Here is a 17910-nt window from a genome sequence, read left to right as displayed (position 1 = left end):
ATGAGTGGATGCCGGGGGTCAGGGGTGTGTCGGGACGGAGCGGAGCGCGGCGCGGTCTCCCGCGATCGCGGCGTCGACGATCGCGCCGACGACCTGCACGTCGGCGGGCACGGGCGAGATGCCGATGAGCCGCCGCGACTGGAGCGCCAGCTCGACGATCCGGTCGCGATAGGCCGGTGTCACGCCGAGCTCGGTGAGCGAGACGGGCAGGCCGATGCGCGCGCAGAGGTCGGCGACGGCGTCGACGGCCGACTGCGCGCGGTCAGCGAGGTCTCCGCCCGCGTCGAGGCCGAGCGCCTGCCCGAGCTGCGCGAGCCGATCCGGGACGACGTCGCGGCAGGCCTGCAGGACGTACGGCAGCAGCGCGCCCGTACCGAGGCCGTGCGGCGTGTGCGTGAGGGCGCCGACCGGGTACTGGATGGCGTGACTCAAGTGGGTGCCCGCGGCGCCGAACGCCATGCCGGCGAGGAGGCTGCCGTGCGCCATGTCGGCACGGGCCTCGCGGTCGCCGGGCTCGTCGAGCACACGCGGGAGGGCCCGGAAGATGAGGCCCGCGGCCTGCAGCGACACGGCGTCGGTGAGGTCGTTGCGGCCGACGAAGACGGGGATGACGGCGTCGTGGCCGATGTCGAGGGGCGCCGCCGTGAACGACTCGACGGCGTGGACGAAGGCGTCGATTCCGGAGTGGGTCGTGACCCCCCGCGGCGCGGCGAGCGTCAGCTCGGGATCGACGATCGCGATCGTCGGGATCAGCCAGGGGCTGGAGATCCCGACCTTCATCTCGCGCCCCGGGTCGGAGACGACAGCGACGGGGGTCACTTCGCTGCCCGTGCCCGCGGTCGTGGGCACCGCGATGAGCGGCACGACGGGCCCCGGCACGGCATTCTCGCCATAGTAGGCGTCCACCGGTCCGGGGTGGCTCGTGAGCAGCGCCACGACCTTGGCCGCGTCGAGGGCGCTCCCGCCCCCGTAGCCCACGATGACGTCGGGCGCGAAGTCGCGGACGGTGTCGGCGGCCGCGACGACCGCCGGGACGGGAAGCTCGGCGGGCACGTCGGTCACGACAAGCGTCCGGGCGCCTGCGGCCTCCATCGCCGCGACGATCTCGCGGAACTCGGGCGTCGCCGCGAGGAACGGGTCGGCGACGACGGCGATACGAGACCCGAACCCCGTTGCGAGCGCCGGCACGGCGTGTCGCTGCCCGAACCCGAGACGCACGTCACGCGGAAGGCGCAGGACGCCGATGCCGGTCATGCGCGCACCCCTGTCGGAGCCTCGCGGTGCTCGTCGGCGAGCCCCTCCAGCCCGAGCCACAAGTCGTCCAGGACGTCGAAGCCGTCCGCGACCGCGTGCGCGCGGGCCGCGCGCGAACGGTCGCCGGGTACCGTGACGCGACGGCCGTCCGTGCCGCTCGCCCGGATCAGTTCGAGGTATGACGCGAGCTCGGTGGAGCCGGGCCGCTGGCCGAACGCCGCGACGTCGATGGCGCAGATGATGTCGCCTTTCGTGACGGGGTGGGTCTCATCGAGCGTGCCCTTGACGTCGGGGCCGTACGCAGTGCCGGTGAGCACCCCCACGATCGCGCCGAGGGTGAGTCCGAGCGCGTAGCCCTTTGCGCCGCCGAACGGCGAGATCGCGCCGCGAGTCGCGGCATCCGCGTCCACCGTCGCGCGGCCGTCCTCGTCGACGGCCCAGCCGTCGGGGAGCGGAAGACCGCGTTCGGCGAAGTCGAGGATCTTGCCGGCCGAGACGGCGCCGGTAGACATGTCGAGCGTGACTCCGCCGTCGGCGGTCGGGACGGCGACGCCGAGCGGATTGGTGCCGAGAAGCGGGCCGACGCCACCCCACGGGTGCACGAGCCCCTCGGTGGACGAGAGGACGATGCCGATGAAGCCGTGCTCGCCGAGGCGCTCGACGTACGGCGAGAGCATGCCCAGGTGGTGGGTGCGCCGCAGCGCCGCGATCGCGACGCCGGTCTCGCGGGCGCGCTCCTGGATCGCCTCGATCGCCGCGTACGCCGTGACGGGGCCGAAGCCGCGGTTGCCGTCTACGACGAGCGCGGAGACCGAGCCCCACGTGAGGGTCGGCGTCGCATTCGGGTCGAGCAGTCCCGCGCGCATGCGCCCCACGAGAGTCGGCAGGCGACGAAGCCCATGGGAGGGATGCCCGCGCAGCTCGGCCTCGACGAGGTGCGCGGCCTGCAGGCCCGCCGCCTCGGGTCCGGCTCCGGCACCCATCAGCGCCGCCGAAGCGATCTCGATCGCGGTGCCGGCGTCGATGTGCCGCACTTCCGTCCCGGATGCCATACCGCGTCCGCCTTCCTGTCGTCTCGCGGAGGCATCGGCGCGCCGACCGCGACGGCGAGGCGCCTCGTGGCGGCGCCTCATCGCCCGGCAATTGTCACCACAAGGGCCCGCGGCATCGAAGGCCGGGTCCCACCATGCAGGACGCCCGTGCCAACCCGAGCCCTGTGGCGCGGGATCATAATGAGGGCAGCCCGGAAGGAATGCACGATGTCTTCGCCTGACCGCCGTGAAGCGGAATCCTCACTCACGAGGGGTCTGACCCTGCTCGAGCTGTTCTCCCCCGACGAGAGCGAGCTCTCGATCAGCGAGATGGCCCGGCGCACGGGAATGCCCAAGTCGACGACGCATCGGCTCGTCGGCGATCTGCTCGCGTGGGGCGCGCTCGAAAAGGGGCGAAACGGGGTGCGGCTCGGGGTGCGTCTTTTCGAGCTCGGCCACCTCGTGCCCGATCACGCCCGCCTGCGCGAGCTGGCGATCCCGTTCGCGCATTCGCTCAACGAGATCACCCACCTGACCTCCAACCTCGCCGTCCGCGAGGGGAGCGAGATCATCTACATCGAGAAGATCAACAGCCGCGACCTCAAGGTGCCGCACTCGCGCGTCGGCGGACGCCTCCCCATGCACTGCACGGCGCTCGGCAAGGCGATCCTCGCGTACAGCAGCACAGCGTTCGTCGACTCTGTGCTGGAAGGCCCGCTCACACGCCTCACGCCGAAGACGCTCACGGATCCCGACGCGCTGCGGCGCGAGCTCGTCGGCGTGCGCAACTCGCGCGTCGCGTACGACTTCGAGGAGTCGCAGCTCGGCCTCTTCTGCGTCGCGGCGCCGATCTTCGCCCGCACCGGCCGGGTGGTCGGCGCCCTCTCGGTGACGGGTGCGACCTCGCGCAGCCAGGCGCGCAGCTTCTCGGGCGTCGTCCTGGCGTCGTCGCGGGCGCTCTCGCACGCGCTCGGCGCCCCGAGCCTCGTCTGACACGCGCGGCGCCCCACGCCTGGTCCGACCCGCTCGGCGCCGCGCGCCTGGTCTGACCCGCTCGGCGCCCCGAGGCGGGTCCGAGTCCCGGCACGCGTCGATCCGGAGAGCGGGACGCCCCCTGGCCGCCCGACGCGGGCGGCCGTGAGGATGACCCCGTGGCACAGCGCATCGAATCCGTGACCCTCCGCAAGATGAAATGGGAGGCGACCGGCCGCCGGCAGGAGGCCGGGTTCTACCCGACCGCCTACGACGGCGGCGTCACGCCCCAGACGGGCTACGTGCTCGAGATCCGGACGGATGCCGGGATCACCGGCGAGTACACGTGGACGACCGGCATCAACGGCCACGCCGCCGACCACATCGCCTCGGTTGCGTCGTGGCTCGTCGGCCAGGACGCCTTCGAGCGCGAGCGCATCTGGAACGACCTGCGGCGCGTGTGGCGGAAGTACGACCAGCTGGGTCTGGGCCCGCTCGACTGCGCCCTGTGGGACATCGCGGGCAAGACGTACGGCGCACCGCTGTGGGAGCTGCTCGGCGGCTACCGCAAGCGGCTCCCGGCCTACGCGTCGACGCTGTTCGGCGACGATGCCGGCACCGGCCCTCTGGGAACCCCGGCGAAGTACGCGGAGTTCGCGCGGCACTGCGTGTCGCTCGGGTATCGGGCCATCAAGCTGCACGGCTGGAACGACGGCGACATCCGGCGCGAGATCGAACTCGTGCACGCGGTCCGGGATGCCGTGGGCCCCGACATCGCCCTCATGCTCGACCCGTCCGGCGCGTACCGCACGTTCGGCGACATCCTCACGGTGGGTCGCGCGCTCGACGAGGCGGGCTTCTACTGGTTCGAGGACCCGGGCATGGAAGGCGGCACCTCCGCCTTCGCATACCGCAGGCTGCGCGAGCAGCTGAAGACGCCGTTCCTGCAGGGCGAGCACATCCGCGGCCTGCAGCCGCACGTCGACAACGTGCTCGCCGGCGGCACCGACTTCATGCGCGCCGACGCGGGGCTCGATGGCGGCGTGACCGGGGTGCTGAAGATCGCGCACGCGGCGGAGGCGCTGGGGATCGACGTCGAGCTGCACGCGACGAGTCCCGTGCACCGGCACCTCATGGCCTCACTGCGCAACTCCAACTTCTACGAGCTCGGGCTCGTCGCCCCGAGCCTCGCCCTCGTCACTCCCCCGTTCTTCGCCGACTACGCCGATCGCCTCGACGAGGTCGACGCCGACGGCACCGTCGGCGTGCCGACGGGTCCGGGTCTCGGCACGCCGCTCGACCGCGACTGGATCGCGGCGCACGAGGTCGACGTCCTCACGATCGACTGACGCGCACGCGGAGAGGGCGCCGCGATCCGGCGCCCTCTCCGCGGGGTCGTCTAGCGCCGGACGCGGGGCCAGGGCGACCCGGCCTCGCCGGGGAACTGCGCGGCGAGCCGCTCCTCGTCGACCGCGACCCCGAGCCCCGGCGCATCGCCCAAGCGCGCGCGGCCGCCCGCGACGGTCACCCCGCCCGAGATGACGTCGTGCCGGAACGGGTTCACGGCGGTCGGGTCGGCCTCGAAGAAGTCCTTGGAGCCGACGGCGGCCATCGCGGTGAGGGTCGCGGCGTGGTTGAGCGCCGTATGCGAGATGTGCGGCACGAACCGCACGCCGTGGGCCTGCGCGAGGTGGCCGACCCGGATCGCCTCTCTGATCCCGCCGACGCGGCTCACGTCGGGCTGCGCGACCTGGATGGCGCCGGAGGCGATCCACTGCCCGAAGGCGTCGGCCCCGAAGATGTTCTCGCCGGCCGCGAGGGGGACGCGGCGGAGCGCCGCGAGCGCTTCGTAGGCGTCGCGCCGTCCGGGCGGATACGGCTCCTCGAGCCAGTCCGCGCCGGCCTCTCCGAGCACCGTCGCGAGCCGCGACGTGTCGTAGTTCAGCCCCAGGTTCGCGTCGGTCATGAGACGGAAGCCGTCGCCCAGCGCCTCGCGGGCGGCGCGCACGCGCGCGGCATCCGCCTCGAATCCGTCGCCGACCCGCACCTTCGCGGCGGTGAACCCGCGTTCGGCGAGGCCGGCGAGGTCGGCGACGAGCAGCTCCGGCGTCGAATAGCCGAGAGTGAACCCGCCCGCGTACGCCGGAGCATCGGGTTCCGCGCCGCCGAGGAGCCGCCACGCGGGCTGACCGGCCGACTTGCCGAAGGCGTCCCACATCGCGATGTCGATGCCGCTCAGCGCGAACACGAAGCCGCCCATGCCGCTTGCGAGGAGGAAGCGCTCGCGCGTCTCCTCGCGCACGGCGAGCATCTCGTCGGCGCGCCGGCCGACGACGACCTCCTGCATCGTCGTGTTGACGATCTCGGCGACCGCGGTGCCGGCGTGGCCGTGGAAGGCCTCGCCGTAGCCGACCGTGCCGTCGGCGAGGTCGACGCGGACGAGCACGAAGTCGCGGCGCAGGATGCTGCCCGTCCCGATCTCGCGCGGACGCTCGCCGAAGCGCCAGGTGTGGACGCGCGCGCTGAGCGCGACGATCTCCGATGCCATGGGGCATCCTCTCTTCAGTCTCGCGGCGGCTGCCGGGTCCTCAGACCGCGAACGTGGGCGGGTGGGCCCGGATCGCTTCCTCGTTCACTTCGCAGCCCCAGCCCGGGGCATCGGTCAGCACCATGGCACCGTCCTCGATGACGGGAGGTGTCACGAGTTCGTCGCGCCACGGCACGCCGTCGACGTCGATCTCGAAGATCGAGAAGTTCGGGATCGCCGCGCCGAACTGCGCCGACATGTGCGTCATGAGGTGGCTCATCGGGTTGTGCGGCGAGACGTTGAGGTCGTATCCCGCCGCGAGATCGGCGATCCGCTTCGCCTCCGGCGTGCCGTTCCAGGCGACGTCGACCTTGACGATGTCCATGGCGCGCCGCTCGAAGAAGCGACGGTAGTCGCGCACACCTGAGAGGGCTTCACCCGAGACGATCTTGAGCTTGCCGTTGCCGCGGGCCGCGAACAGCTGCTCGGGGTCGTTCGTGTCGGCCTCCAGCCAGTCGAGCGATGTCTGCGCGAGCCGCCGGGCGAGCCGCGGGATCGCCTCGCCCTTGACGGTCCACACGGTGTCGAGGAAGATCCGGATGCCCTCGCCCGTCCCCTCGCGGAATGCCTCGACGAGCTCGGCGACGCCCTCGATGGTCGCGTCCGCGAGCTCGAGCGACGGCTCGCCGTACGGGTCCCACAGCGGCAGGTAGAGCTTCGCCCCGCCGTTCTCGAAGAGGATGACGTTCGTCTTGAGCGCGGTGAAGCCGCGCTCGCGCACTTCGCGGCCGAGGGCGGTGATGTCGTCGAGCGAGCGGATCGGGGGGTGCACGCCGGCCTGCGACATGCGCACCCGGCCGAGGCCGCAGTGCGACCAGTACACCGGCAGCCGGTCGCGCAGCCGGCCGCCGAGCAGCGCCGAGACGGGCACGCCGAGCGCCTTGCCGCGGATGTCGAGGCTCGCATTGAGGATCGCGGCGGTCGCCCGGCGGTTGAGCCCCTCCTCGGCCTCGTGCGTGGCCGAGCGCAGGATCGCCTCGAGCCGGTTCGTGTTCATGGGGTCCTGGCCGACGACCAGCTGCGCGTACCGCGTCACGACCTCGTGCGTGCCGCGCGACGAGTAGGCGCCGTCGGTGAACTCGGCCCAGCCTGTGACGCCCTCGTCGGTTTCGAGTTTGAGGAACGCCCAGACGCGCGTTCCGGCGGCGCAGTGCAGCGTCTCGGCGCGGGCGATCCGCACGTCACTCCCCCGCGGCGGGGACGAAGTGCACGTCGCGAGCCCGAACGCCGACCGACACCTGGTCGCCGGCCGCGATCTGCACGTCGGCAGACACCTCGGCGCGGATCACGCCGCTCGGCAGCCGCAGCGCGACATCGATGTGCCGCCCGAGGAACGCGACGCGCTCGACGGTCGCGGCCCAGGTGTTCTCGCACGCCTGCGCCTCGGCGCCCACGACGACCCGCTCCGAGCGGAACACGGCCGTCACTCGCGGTCCGGTGCCGCCGTACGGCTCGTGCGCGACGACCTTCACCCCGCCGTCCGCGGTCACTGCGAGCCTGTCGGCTGCGATCTCGCCGCGCACGAGGTTGGCTCGGCCGATGAAGTTCGCCGCGAACTCGCTCGCGGGGCGGCGGTAGATCTCGCGCGGCGAGTCGAGCTGCTCGATGACGCCGTCGCGCATGAGCGCGACCCTGTCGGACATCGACATCGCCTCGGTCTGGTCGTGCGTCACGTAGACGCTCGTGATGCCGACGGTGCGCTGCAGCTCGAGGAGCTCGAAGCGCATCTGCTCGCGCAGGCCCGCATCGAGGTTCGAGAGCGGCTCGTCGAAGAGGAGGAGCTTCGGACGCGTCACGATGGCGCGCGCGAGCGCCACGCGCTGCTGCTGGCCGCCGGAGAGCTCGGTGCCGTAGCGCTTTGCGTACGGTGCGAGCCCGACGAGCTCGAGCACTTCGGCGACCCGGGCGGCGGCATCCGTCCTGCCCAGGCCCTTGAGCCCGTATCCGACGTTCTTCTCGACCGTCATGTGCGGCCACACGGCGTACGACTGGAACACCATGTTGATGCCGCGCTTCTCGGGCGGCAGCTGCTTGTCGGCCGACGCGATGGGCTTGCCGTCGAGGGTGATCGTGCCGCCGGACGGCGCCTCGAGTCCCGCGATGCAGCGGAGGGTGGTCGTCTTGCCGCATCCGGAGGGTCCGAGGAGGGTCAGGAACTCGCCGGGGTTGATCGTGAAGTCGATGCCCTTCACGGCCTCGACCTCGCCGTATTTGATGCGCAGGCCCGAGACGACGAGCGCCGCGCCCGCGGCGGCCTTCGCCTGGGTCGGGGGCGCCTGCTCGATGGTGTTGCTCACTGGGGTTTCCTTCATTCGTGGACCGCCGCGGCGGACCTAGAGGTTGGACGAGTCGAGCTTCGCGCGCAGCACGAAGCGGGCGAAGAGGATGCCGATCACCATCACGATCGTGAGGATGAGCCCCACGACGGCGGCGTTGCGTATCGATCCCTGCTCGACGTAGTTCCAGGCGAGCACCGAGAGCGGCCGCGATTTGGGACCGGCCAGGATGACGGCCTCGTTGACCTCGCGCGTCGCGAAGACGAACAGGAGCGTCCACGCCGACAGGAGCGACGGCCGCAGGAGCGGGAACGTCACCGTGGCGATCGTGCGGAGCTTGCCCGCGCCGTTCATGCGGGCCGCCTCCTCGAGCGACTTGTCGACCTGGATCAGGCCGGCGCTGGCGAACCTCGCGCCCTGCGGGATGTACGCCCCGATGAGGGCGATCATGATGAGCAGGACGGTGGCGTAGATCGGCGAGCGCACGTACATCCAGACGATGCCGGTCGCGAAGACGATGCCGGGCACCGCGATCGGCAGGGTGCCCAGGTAGTCGGCGACGGCTCCGAGCCGCCCGCGCTCGCGGACCACGACGTAGGCGACGGCGAGGCCGATGAGCACCGTCACGGTGGGCACGACCACGCCGAGCCAGATGGTGTTGCCGAGCGCCGTCATCACGTCGGGGGCGCGCAGCACCTGGAAGACGCCGTCGAACGAGAAGGTCATGCGCCGGAAGTCGGTGATCGCGAACGGCGTGAGTGACATGATGACGAGCACCGCGTAGGGCAGGACTGCGGCAAGCAGCACGTAGATGCCGAAGACGACCGTCGCGATGTGGCGGCCGGCGCGCATCGGGACCATGCGGGGCCGTGTGCCGCGTGCGCCGAGGGTGACGAAGCGGTTGGCGTGGCGCACGGAGCGGCGATAGAGGAAGACGCCGGCGAGCGTGAACCAGAAGAGCAGCGTGCCGAGGGCCGCGGCCACCGGCGGTCGCGACGGGAAGACCGTCATGGCGCGGTACACCTCGACCGCGAGGGGCGAGAAGCTCGTGTTGAGCCCCAGGACCGCTGGGATGACGAAGACACCGGTCGCGAGCACCGCGACGAAGAAGAACGACGCCACGAGCGCGGGCCGCATGATCGGCAAGGTGACCTTGAGCGCGGTGGCGAAGGTGCCGCGGCTGTTCATGTACGACGCCTCCTCGAGCGACGGGTCCATGTTCTTCAGCGCCGACGAGATGAACAGGTACGCGTACGGGATGTAGAAGAGCAGCATCACGAACACGACGCCGGGCAGCGTCATGATGTTGACGTACGTCGCGTTCGTGCCCAGCATCCAGCGGAGGTTGACGTTGATCATGCCCGAGTTGGGCGCCGCGAGCATCATCCACGCGAGGGCGCCGACGAACGGCGAGAGGAACAGCGGCAGGATGAGGCCGAACTCCCACACCTTCCGCAGCGGCACCGCGACGCGCGTGAGGAACCACGCGGCGAGCCCGCCGAAGACGGTGGAGAGGGCCGCGACGCTGACCGCCATCAGGAGGGTGCCGATGAGCGACGCGTAGTACTCGCCGCTCACGTACACGGTGTAGATCGCATCGAGCGAGAACGTGTTGCCGGGAAGGCCGGGCGCGCTGCTCTGCACCGCCCCGACGAACACCATCGCGGTGGGACCGGCCACGAGGCCGAGCAGCACGATGAGGACGATGACGCCGAGAGCGGAAGGACGTCGCCAGAGCGCCCGGCGCCGGCCCGCGGGCGGCACCGCGACCGAAGTGGTCGCGGTGCCGTCCGCCTGGCCGATGACGGGTTCGGCGCGGTCGAGGATGGTCATCCCGAGTACCCGAAGACTTCGTTCCAGTGCGACAGGAAGTCGCCGTCGGCCGACGAGGCCTTGAGGAAGTCCGAGTCGGAGGTGAAGTCGAACCACACGTTCGCGACGTCGGGCGCCTTGTACCAGTCGAGTCCCGTGATCTCCCGCTCGTCGGGTACCTCGCTGTTCGCCGGCACCGTCTGCGTGATCTTCGTGTACGCCGCGTTTGCCTCGGGGGTCGTGGCCCATTCCATGAAGAGCTTCGACGCATTCGGGTGCGGGGCATCTGCCACCGAACCGACGGCGAAGTAGCCTCCCGTCGTGTCCTTCGGGTAGACGAATTCGACGGGGGCGCCCTGCAGCGCCTGCGGCGCGGCGAGGCTGTCGGTCAGGGCCACCGCGACCGCGTACTCGCCGGCGATGAGGTTCTGGATGAGCGTGGCCGAGCTGTAGAACAGCGGCTTGTTGTCGGCGATCGCCTGGAGGGCGTCCCATCCGTACTCGTCGGCCGCGTCGCCCTCGGCGTAGCGGTAGTAGAACGCCGCGGCCTGCTGCGACGACTGCGGCATGTTGACGCCGACCCGTCCCTTGAACGCCGGGTCGCCCGCCGCCTTGATCGGGTCCTTCTTGATCATCTTGATCTCATCGGCCGACAGGAGCGTCGGGTTGTACGCGACGGTCTGGAAATAGCCGTTCTGCACGGGGTAGAAGTAGCCCGCCTCGGACTGGTCCGCAGGGTACAACCCGGCGTTCTCCGGCGTGTACTCGGCGATCCATCCGTTGTCGACGGCTGTCTGCATCGAGACCCGGTCGGCGACGCTGAACACGTCGGCCTGGTGCTGATCGGCCGACATCTCCTGGCTGAACCGCTGGAACAGTTCGCTTCCCGGCAGTCGCAGGATGTTGACCGTGATGCCGTACTTCTCCGTGAACCCCTGGGTCCACGACTGCAGCGACGTCTCGTTGGCGTCGCCGTAGAACGTCAGCTCGCCCTCGGACTGCGCCGCCGTGACGAGCTCGGCGAGCTTGTCCGACGCGGGCGTCTGATCCGCGGGGGCCGCCGAGTCTGCGGCGCACCCCGTCGCGAGGACGAGAGCGGATGCGGCCACCGCAGCGGCCGCGACCCTTCGGAAGTGCTTCACAATAGCTCCTTTGCCATCTCCTGGTGTCGTGGGTCGCCGGGCTTGCTGGGCGTGTGCCCGTCGACATCACCCGCGCCGGGAGTGTGACGCGATGCGGGGGTGACTCCATTTCACGATGCGCATAGGGAACCGGCAACGGGGCGTCCCGCATAGGGGAACGACCGGCACGACCCTTGGAACACAGAAGGGGCCCCGCCGTTACGGCGGAGCCCCTCCAGAAGCGTGATCCGTGGATCAGAGAGCGTTGACGTCCAGCGGGATGCCGGGGCCGAACGTGGTCGACACGGCGCCCTTCTGGATGTAGCGGCCCTTCGAGCTCGACGGCTTGAGACGCACGATCTCCTCGAGCGCAGCCTTGAAGTTCTCGTCCAACTGGTCGGCCGTGAACGAGGCCTTGCCGACGACGAAGTGCACGTTGGCGTGCTTGTCGACGCGGAACTCGATCTTGCCGCCCTTGATCTCCTCGACGGCCTTGGCCGCGTTGGGGGTCACGGTGCCGGTCTTCGGGTTGGGCATGAGGCCGCGGGGGCCGAGCACCTTGCCGAGTCGACCGACCTGGCCCATGAGCTCGGGCGTCGAGACGGCCGCGTCGAACGCGGTCCAGCCGCCGGCGACCTTCTCGATGAGCTCGGCGCCGCCGACCTCGTCAGCGCCTGCGGCGATGGCGGCCTCGGCGGCCGGGCCCGTCGCGAAGACGATGACGCGGGCGGTCTTGCCCGTGCCGTGCGGGAGGATGACGGTGCCGCGCACCATCTGGTCGGCCTTGCGGGGGTCGACCGACAGCTTCAGCGCGACCTCGACGGTCGAGTCGAACTTCGCCGAACCGGTCTCCTTCGCCAGGGCGACGGCCTCGGTGGGCGTGTAGAACTTGTCAGCGGCGATCTTGGCCGCGGCGGCCTGGTAGGCCTTGGACTTCGTAGCCATTGTGGTTATCCCCCTCAGTCCTCGACCGTGATGCCCATGGAGCGGGCGGTGCCGGCGATGATCAGCGAGGCGGCCTCGATGTCGTTCGCGTTCAGGTCGGGCATCTTCGTCTCGGCGATCTGGCGGACCTGCTCCTTGGTGAGCTTCGCGACCTTGACCGTGTGAGGCGTCTTCGAGCCCTTCTGGACTCCAGCGGCCTTCTTGATGAGCTCAGCCGCCGGCGGGGTCTTCAGGATGAACGTGAAGCTGCGGTCCTCGTAGACGGTGATCTCCACGGGGATGACGTTGCCGCGCTGCGACTCCGTCGCGGCGTTGTACGCCTTGCAGAACTCCATGATGTTGACGCCGTGCTGACCGAGCGCGGGGCCGATCGGCGGGGCCGGGTTGGCGGCGCCGGCGTTGATCTGGAGCTTGATCAGGCCGGTCACCTTCTTCTTCGGTGCCATTCGTTTTCCTTTCTCGAGCGGTGCGGCGACAGACTGAGCAGTCCGTCGGGCATCCGTTCTCCCGCGGATCCGGCATCTCCGGAGCGCGGTTCCGTTCGCGCGCACGCCGAAGCGGCACGCAAACCACACAAGTCTACCTGATCAGCGCGAGGATCCCGATTCGCCTACGAGGACCCCTGTCGACGCGATCGGCGCAGCACAGCACCGGTGGCGATCAGGGCGCCGCCGGCGAGCGCCAGGAGCACCAGCCACGCTGACTGGGCTGCTGAGGCGCCCGTAGGCGGCAGCGAACCGTCATCCACCGCGGGCGGCGTCGACGGACCGGGAACGACGGTGACCACGGCCGTCGAGTCCGCACACTGCTGGGCAGCGGCGGGGTCCGCCGGGTTCAGCCAGCAGACGGTCGCGGTGTTGCCGATGCTCTCGCCGGTCGCGGTCGATGCGACCGTCACAGCCAGGGTGATGGCGGGAGCGGATGCTGCGGCACCGAGGTCGCCCGACAGCTCGCAGGTGAGCACCCCGCCGAAGCCGCTCGCGGCGGCGCCCGCGACCGCACAGTTCTGCCAGTGCGGCGATCCCGTGTCGGCCGTGATGACGCTTGTCACCTTCAGAGTCGACGGGATCGCGTCTGAGAGGGTGACCGTGCCGGCGGCACCCAGCGTGGAGACGTTCTCGACGTCGAGCTCGTAGTCGAACGACGTCCCGGGCGCGACGGACGTCACGCCGGCCGTCGCGGCGATCCGCAGGTCGGGCACGGGAAGGGGCGGAACCTGGTGGGTCGTCGTGCAGTCGGAGGCGTTCGCGCAGCTGCCGGCCGGCACCGTCGGGGTGGCGAGATTGGTGATCGCCACGCCCGCGACGTCGGGATCGACCGTGACCGTGTACTGGACGGAGACCGCTCCGCCCAAGGGGATCGTCGGCACCGTCCAGGTCAGGAGGTGCGTCGTAGACGAATACGAGAGCCCTTCCGCCGCGAGCCCGGCCTCATCGAGGGTCGCGTACGGCACCACTGCCGAGAGGTCGTCCTGCGCCGCGGCATCCGTCACCGCCACAGGGCCCACGTTCGTCGCCGTCAGGGTGTACGTGATCGTGTCGCCCGGCGTCACGTCCTCCCCCGAGGCCGGATCGGAGGTCTTGGACAGGACCCATCCGGGCGTGCGGAGCGTCGACGTGCACTGCGCCGCGGTCGTGCAGCTTCCTCCCGGCGACTCGGGCGTCACCGAGCTGGTCATGACGACGCCGTAGGCTCCCGCATTCACGGTCACCTGGTAGCTGAGCGTCGCGGTTCCCCCGGGCGCGATCGTGGGTACCGTCCACGTGAGGGTCGTGCCCGTGACCACGGCGCCCGCTCCGAGCGTGCCCAGCGTCGCGTTCGACAGCAGGCCGCTGAGGTCGGCCTGCACGAGCGCACCGGAGACGCCCGAATCACCGGTATCGCTCACCGTCATCGTGTAGCTGATGGTGTCTCCGGGCTGCACCGTGGACCCCGAGGCGGGCTCCGACGTCTGACTCAGGGTCCATGTGGCCGGCGTGGCGGCCGCGGCGCTCGTGGCCATCGTCATCGAGGAGAAGAGGGCGGCGACGACGACCAGCGCGGCGACGATCCGCCTCGGCGATCCCGGCCGTGTGTATCGTGCGGCCGCACTGCGGCGGAAGATCTCGGACATGAGTGGACCCCCAAGACGTGACGACATCGTCAGCGCCGGCCCCCTCGGTGCGCTTCGCGTCTCTTTGTACACCCGAAGCGCAGCGTCGCGCACGGTGCGTGTCGACAGGCGCATACGACGAACCCTCGCGCGCGAGCTTGTCGCGGCCGGAGAAACGAGAAGAGCGGATGCCGACGGCATCCGCTCTTCGCGTTGACGCTCAGTGCGTCAGAGCTTGGTGACCTGGTCGAAGCTGAGCTCGACCGGCGTCTCGCGCTCGAAGAGGGAGACGAGCACCGTGAGCTTGCCGCTCTCGGGCTTGATCTCGCTGATCGTGCCGGGAAGACCCGCGAACGAGCCCTCCTTGATCGTGATGGTCTCGCCCACCTCGAAGTCGACCTCGGCCGGGATGACGCGCGCGGCGGCCGCGGCGCCCTTCTTGGCGGCGCCGGCCTTGGCGGGCGCGGTCTCCTTGATCTCGACGAGGCTCTTCAGCATGTTGAAGGCCTCCTCGAATCGGAGGGGCGTCGGGTTGTGCGCGTTGCCGACGAAGCCCGTGACGCCCGGCGTGTGACGCACGACCGACCAGGTGTCCTCGTTGAGCTCCATGCGCACGAGCACGTAGCCGGGGATGCGGACGCGCGTGACCATCTTGCGCTGCCCGTTCTTGATCTCCACGACGTCCTCCATGGGGACCTCGATCTGGTAGATCTCCTCCTCGACCTCGAGCGTCGACTTGCGCTGCTCGATGTTGGCCTTGACCTTGCGCTCGAAGCCCGCGTACGAGTGGATGACGTACCACTTGCCCGGCAGCAGGCGCAGCTCGGCGCGGAAGGCCTCGTAGGGGTCTTCCTCTTCCGCGTCGACCTCGGCCTCGGCGTCGGCGAGCTCGCCGAGGAACTCCTCGCCGAGAACGGACTCGTCGGGGTCGCCGTTGACGTCGGGGCCGTCGTAGGGGTCGATGTCTTCGGCCGCGGCGGCGACGCGCGCGGCGGCCTCCTCGGCGATGGAGTCGTTGAGGACCTCGGCGGCGGCTTCGGTCTCCGCGGCCTCGTCCAGGTTCAATGCGTCGTTCACGATCGCGTCCGCCTCAGGGTCGTCGATGTCGATTTCGTCCAGGTCGGCGAGGTCTTCGTCGTCGTTGTCGTCGACGACGTGCAGCGCGACGTGCTCCGCCGGCTCGACCGAGTGCTCCTGCCCGGAGAGCACGTTGCCCTCCTGCGCCTCGTCGTCCTCGGAGGACTGCTCAGCGGCGGTCGCCCAATCGGCGTCGTCGACATATCTTTCAGACACTTCGTTCTCTTCCGTTCGTGGGCGCCGGATGACTGATCCTCGCCCGCGTCGCGACAGTGGGTGCTTACGCCCCAGCCGGAACGCCGAAGACGACGGTCGTCAGCCAGACGAACAGCAGATCGAGACCGTAGACGAGCGCCATCATGACGACGACGAAGCCGAGCACGACGCCAGTGAACTTGAAGAGCTCCTGGCGCGTCGGAGTGACGACCTTGCGAAGCTCCGCGAAGACCTGACGGATGAAGAGCGCAATGCGCGCGAAGAAGCCGGGCCTCTTCTCGCGGGGAGCGGCCTGTTCGCTCTTCGCGACGACCTCGCCCTTCGGCTCGTCCTGAACCATCGAACCCACCTGATTACCTTCCATGTGCCAGCTTCCGCTGACGCGCAGGGCGGACAGGAATCGAACCTGCAACCTGCGGTTTTGGAGACCGCTGCTCTGCCAATTGAGCTACCGCCCTAGAGACCCGGAGGCCTCGGGATGTCCACACTTCTGCACCGCGTCCTAGCTGTAAAGGGCTTGGCCCGGGACCCGGGCGCGGCGAAGAATTGCAGACTTCAACTGCATGATCCAGTGTACGGCATGCCCTCCCGCCCCGCGAACCGAGGCCGGCCGGCCGCGCAGAATCCGTCAATAATCCGAGACGCCATACCGTTCCGGCTCCGGCCCGCGCTGGAACGCACGGCCGCTGACGGTCGTCGGCTCGATGCGCACGTAGTTGTACTTGAGGGTCGGCAGCCAGGGCTTGAGCCCGAGCGTGTCGGCCCGCGCAACCTCGTCCGACGTCGCGAGCTTGCGCGCGTGCCCACGCACGACGACGCTCCACGCGTCGGTCTCGGTGTGATCGTCGACCTCGAAGAGCACTTCGTCGTTGACGGTCAGTTCGAACAGCTTGCTGCCCTCGGCGGTGCGGAAGACGATCGTGCCCTGGTCGACGACGAAGTTCACGGGGAAGATGTCGAGCACGTCGCCCACATGGGTCACGAGCCGGCCGAGCTCCTCGTCCGACACACGTGCCCAGCACTCGTCGGCGCTCAGAACGTGGAGGGGGTCGTCGGCTTCGCTCATGCTTCCATCCTGTCGTGCGGGCGCGCTCGTCTCAACGGTCGGAGGGCGCGCCTCCGACCGTCGAGTTCCCGCCGAGCGGGATCTTCACGCGCCGATGCGGATGAGCTTCTTGTTGACGAACTCGTCGGCCGCCAGGAGCCCCATCTCGCGCCCCGTGCCGGAGCGCTTGACGCCGCCGAAGGGCAGCTCGGGCGAGTCGGCGAGCACGACGTTGACATAGACCATGCCGGCGTCGATCTTGTTCGCCACGCGCTCGGCCTGCTGCTCGTCGGTCGTGAAGACGTACGACCCGAGTCCGAACGGCGTGTCGTTCGCGACCTTGACGGCCTCGTCCTCGTCGGCGACCTTGTAGACGACGCCGACCGGTCCGAAGAACTCCTCGCGGTAGGCATCCATGTCGCTCGTGACGTCGGCGAGCACGGTCGGGGCGTAATACGCGCCGTCGCGGGTGCCGCCGGCCACCAGGCGCGCGCCCTGCGACACGGCCTTGTCGACCTGGGCGCCGAGCCGCTCGGCGGCCGTGAGCGACGAGAGGGGCCCGAGGTCGGTGTCGTCCGCGAAGGGATCGCCCACCTTGGCAGCCGTCATCGCGGCCGTGAACTTCTCCAGGAAGGCGTCGTAGAGGCCCTCCTGCACGATGAAGCGCTTGGCGGCGTTGCACGACTGACCCGTGTTGTCGAGGCGCGCGTCGACGGCCGCCTGGACGGCGCCGTCGAGGTCGTCGGTCGAGAGCAGGATGAACGGATCGGACCCGCCCAGCTCGAGCGCGACCTTCTTGAGGTTGCGCCCCGCGATCTCGGCGACGGCCGCACCGGCGCGCTCCGAGCCCGTCACCGACACGCCCTGCACGCGCCTGTCGGCGATGATCGTCGCCGCCTGGTCGTTGGTGGCGTACACGTTGGTGTAGACGCCCTCGAGCCCGGCGTCGTCGTACATCTTCGCGATCGCGGCCGCCGACTCGGGGCACTGCGGAGCGTGCTTGAGCAGGATCGTGTTGCCGACGACGATGTTCGGCGCGGCGAAGCGGGCGACCTGGTAGTACGGGAAGTTCCACGGCATGATGCCCAGCAGCACGCCCAGCGGCGTGCGGCGGATGACGGCGGTACCCTCGCCGAGGATGTCGATCGGCTGATCGCCGGTGACCCTCTCGGCGTTGTCGGCGTAGTACTCGGTGATGTCGGCCGCGAAGTCGACCTCGCCGAGCGCCGCGGCCAGCGGCTTGCCCATCTCGCGCACGATGATCGCGGCGAGCTCGTCGCGGCGTTCGCGGTGCAGCTCTGCCACGCGGCGGATGCGGGCGGCGCGCTCGGCGACGGGCGTGTCCCGCCACGTGCGGAAGGCGGCATCCGCGCCCGCGATGACGGCCTCGACGGCGTCGTCGGCGAGCGTCGGGTAGGTCGCCAGGGTCTCGCCCGTGGCCGGGTTGACGACGGCGTAATCGCTCATGCTGATCTCCGTTTC

Annotated in this window: 16 protein-coding genes and 1 tRNA gene; 2 read left to right on the top strand and 15 right to left on the bottom strand. The window is 70.1% G+C overall.

The window, feature by feature from the left end; genetic code table 11:
- Positions 1-18: 18 nt before the first annotated feature.
- On the bottom strand, positions 19-1254 hold the full coding sequence (locus ACH3VR_RS02030) for an iron-containing alcohol dehydrogenase (RefSeq protein ID WP_396639078.1): 1236 nt from the start codon (positions 1252-1254) through the stop codon (positions 19-21).
- Complete coding sequence (locus ACH3VR_RS02025) at positions 1251-2306, bottom strand: Ldh family oxidoreductase (RefSeq protein ID WP_396639077.1); 1056 nt, start codon at positions 2304-2306, stop codon at positions 1251-1253. The genes ACH3VR_RS02030 and ACH3VR_RS02025 overlap by 4 nt, the downstream gene beginning before the upstream one ends.
- A gap of 207 nt (positions 2307-2513) precedes the next feature.
- Here ACH3VR_RS02025 and ACH3VR_RS02020 point away from each other — a divergent pair, with 207 nt between their 5' ends.
- Both ACH3VR_RS02020 and ACH3VR_RS02015 read left to right on the top strand, forming a co-directional pair.
- Entirely contained in the window at positions 2514-3278 is a 765-nt protein-coding gene (locus tag ACH3VR_RS02020; RefSeq protein ID WP_396639076.1) for an IclR family transcriptional regulator, read from the top strand.
- A gap of 158 nt (positions 3279-3436) precedes the next feature.
- On the top strand, positions 3437-4606 hold the full coding sequence (locus ACH3VR_RS02015) for an enolase C-terminal domain-like protein (protein ID WP_396639075.1): 1170 nt from the start codon (positions 3437-3439) through the stop codon (positions 4604-4606).
- A gap of 50 nt (positions 4607-4656) precedes the next feature.
- On the opposite strand, the gene ACH3VR_RS02010 is transcribed toward ACH3VR_RS02015, so the two are convergent.
- The 13 genes from ACH3VR_RS02010 to ACH3VR_RS01950 all read right to left on the bottom strand — a co-directional run bounded on the left by ACH3VR_RS02010 (position 4657) and on the right by ACH3VR_RS01950 (position 17895).
- Entirely contained in the window at positions 4657-5805 is a 1149-nt protein-coding gene (locus tag ACH3VR_RS02010) for a mandelate racemase/muconate lactonizing enzyme family protein (protein ID WP_396639074.1), read from the bottom strand.
- Positions 5806-5845: 40 nt separating this feature from the next.
- Entirely contained in the window at positions 5846-7024 is a 1179-nt protein-coding gene (locus ACH3VR_RS02005; RefSeq protein WP_396639073.1) for a mandelate racemase/muconate lactonizing enzyme family protein, read from the bottom strand.
- Position 7025: 1 nt separating this feature from the next.
- Positions 7026-8141 (bottom strand): ABC transporter ATP-binding protein, encoded by a 1116-nt coding sequence (locus tag ACH3VR_RS02000; protein WP_396639072.1) that lies wholly within the window; start codon positions 8139-8141, stop codon positions 7026-7028.
- Between the two features lie 36 nt (positions 8142-8177).
- Positions 8178-9953: an ABC transporter permease gene (locus ACH3VR_RS01995; protein ID WP_396639071.1), complete on the bottom strand. Its 1776-nt coding sequence runs from the start codon at positions 9951-9953 to the stop codon at positions 8178-8180.
- Positions 9950-11074 carry an ABC transporter substrate-binding protein gene (locus ACH3VR_RS01990; RefSeq protein ID WP_396639070.1) on the bottom strand — a complete coding sequence of 375 codons (1125 nt, stop codon included), beginning with the start codon at positions 11072-11074 and terminating at the stop codon, positions 9950-9952. Before ACH3VR_RS01990 ends, ACH3VR_RS01995 begins: the two co-directional genes overlap by 4 nt.
- Before the next feature lie 234 nt (positions 11075-11308).
- Complete coding sequence (rplA, locus tag ACH3VR_RS01985) at positions 11309-11998, bottom strand: 50S ribosomal protein L1 (protein ID WP_396639069.1); 690 nt, start codon at positions 11996-11998, stop codon at positions 11309-11311.
- Positions 11999-12012: 14 nt separating this feature from the next.
- Positions 12013-12444: a 50S ribosomal protein L11 gene (gene rplK, locus ACH3VR_RS01980; protein WP_018172800.1), complete on the bottom strand. Its 432-nt coding sequence runs from the start codon at positions 12442-12444 to the stop codon at positions 12013-12015.
- Between the two features lie 164 nt (positions 12445-12608).
- Positions 12609-14111 (bottom strand): DUF7927 domain-containing protein, encoded by a 1503-nt coding sequence (locus tag ACH3VR_RS01975; protein WP_396639068.1) that lies wholly within the window; start codon positions 14109-14111, stop codon positions 12609-12611.
- Between the two features lie 207 nt (positions 14112-14318).
- Positions 14319-15383: a transcription termination/antitermination protein NusG gene (gene nusG, locus ACH3VR_RS01970; protein WP_396639067.1), complete on the bottom strand. Its 1065-nt coding sequence runs from the start codon at positions 15381-15383 to the stop codon at positions 14319-14321.
- Between the two features lie 64 nt (positions 15384-15447).
- On the bottom strand, positions 15448-15723 hold the full coding sequence (gene secE, locus ACH3VR_RS01965; protein WP_396639066.1) for a preprotein translocase subunit SecE: 276 nt from the start codon (positions 15721-15723) through the stop codon (positions 15448-15450).
- A gap of 45 nt (positions 15724-15768) precedes the next feature.
- Positions 15769-15841 (bottom strand) — tRNA-Trp (locus tag ACH3VR_RS01960).
- A gap of 170 nt (positions 15842-16011) precedes the next feature.
- A complete protein-coding gene (locus ACH3VR_RS01955; RefSeq protein WP_396639065.1) occupies positions 16012-16449 on the bottom strand; it encodes a pyridoxamine 5'-phosphate oxidase family protein in 438 nt (145 codons plus the stop codon).
- Positions 16450-16533: 84 nt separating this feature from the next.
- Complete coding sequence (locus ACH3VR_RS01950; protein ID WP_396639064.1) at positions 16534-17895, bottom strand: NAD-dependent succinate-semialdehyde dehydrogenase; 1362 nt, start codon at positions 17893-17895, stop codon at positions 16534-16536.
- Positions 17896-17910: the final 15 nt, after the last annotated feature.

Source organism: Microbacterium alkaliflavum, assembly GCF_044325405.1.
Classification (GTDB): domain Bacteria; phylum Actinomycetota; class Actinomycetes; order Actinomycetales; family Microbacteriaceae; genus Microbacterium; species Microbacterium alkaliflavum.
The sequence above is the reverse complement of the archived record's forward strand: the minus strand, read 5'-3'. Positions and strand labels throughout refer to the sequence as shown.

Excerpts from the sequence above, each read along its gene's own strand:
- ACH3VR_RS02030 (WP_396639078.1), bottom strand. The coding sequence starts at position 1,254 with ATGACCGGCATCGGCGTCCTGCGCCTTCCGCGTGACGTGCGTCTCGGG.
- ACH3VR_RS02025 (WP_396639077.1), bottom strand. The coding sequence starts at position 2,306 with ATGGCATCCGGGACGGAAGTGCGGCACATCGACGCCGGCACCGCGATC.
- ACH3VR_RS02020 (WP_396639076.1), top strand. The coding sequence starts at position 2,514 with ATGTCTTCGCCTGACCGCCGTGAAGCGGAATCCTCACTCACGAGGGGT.
- ACH3VR_RS02010 (WP_396639074.1), bottom strand. The coding sequence starts at position 5,805 with ATGGCATCGGAGATCGTCGCGCTCAGCGCGCGCGTCCACACCTGGCGC.
- ACH3VR_RS01995 (WP_396639071.1), bottom strand. The coding sequence starts at position 9,953 with ATGACCATCCTCGACCGCGCCGAACCCGTCATCGGCCAGGCGGACGGC.
- rplA (WP_396639069.1), bottom strand. The coding sequence starts at position 11,998 with ATGGCTACGAAGTCCAAGGCCTACCAGGCCGCCGCGGCCAAGATCGCC.
- rplK (WP_018172800.1), bottom strand. The coding sequence starts at position 12,444 with ATGGCACCGAAGAAGAAGGTGACCGGCCTGATCAAGCTCCAGATCAAC.
- ACH3VR_RS01975 (WP_396639068.1), bottom strand. The coding sequence starts at position 14,111 with ATGTCCGAGATCTTCCGCCGCAGTGCGGCCGCACGATACACACGGCCG.
- secE (WP_396639066.1), bottom strand. The coding sequence starts at position 15,723 with ATGGTTCAGGACGAGCCGAAGGGCGAGGTCGTCGCGAAGAGCGAACAG.
- ACH3VR_RS01955 (WP_396639065.1), bottom strand. The coding sequence starts at position 16,449 with ATGAGCGAAGCCGACGACCCCCTCCACGTTCTGAGCGCCGACGAGTGC.
- ACH3VR_RS01950 (WP_396639064.1), bottom strand. The coding sequence starts at position 17,895 with ATGAGCGATTACGCCGTCGTCAACCCGGCCACGGGCGAGACCCTGGCG.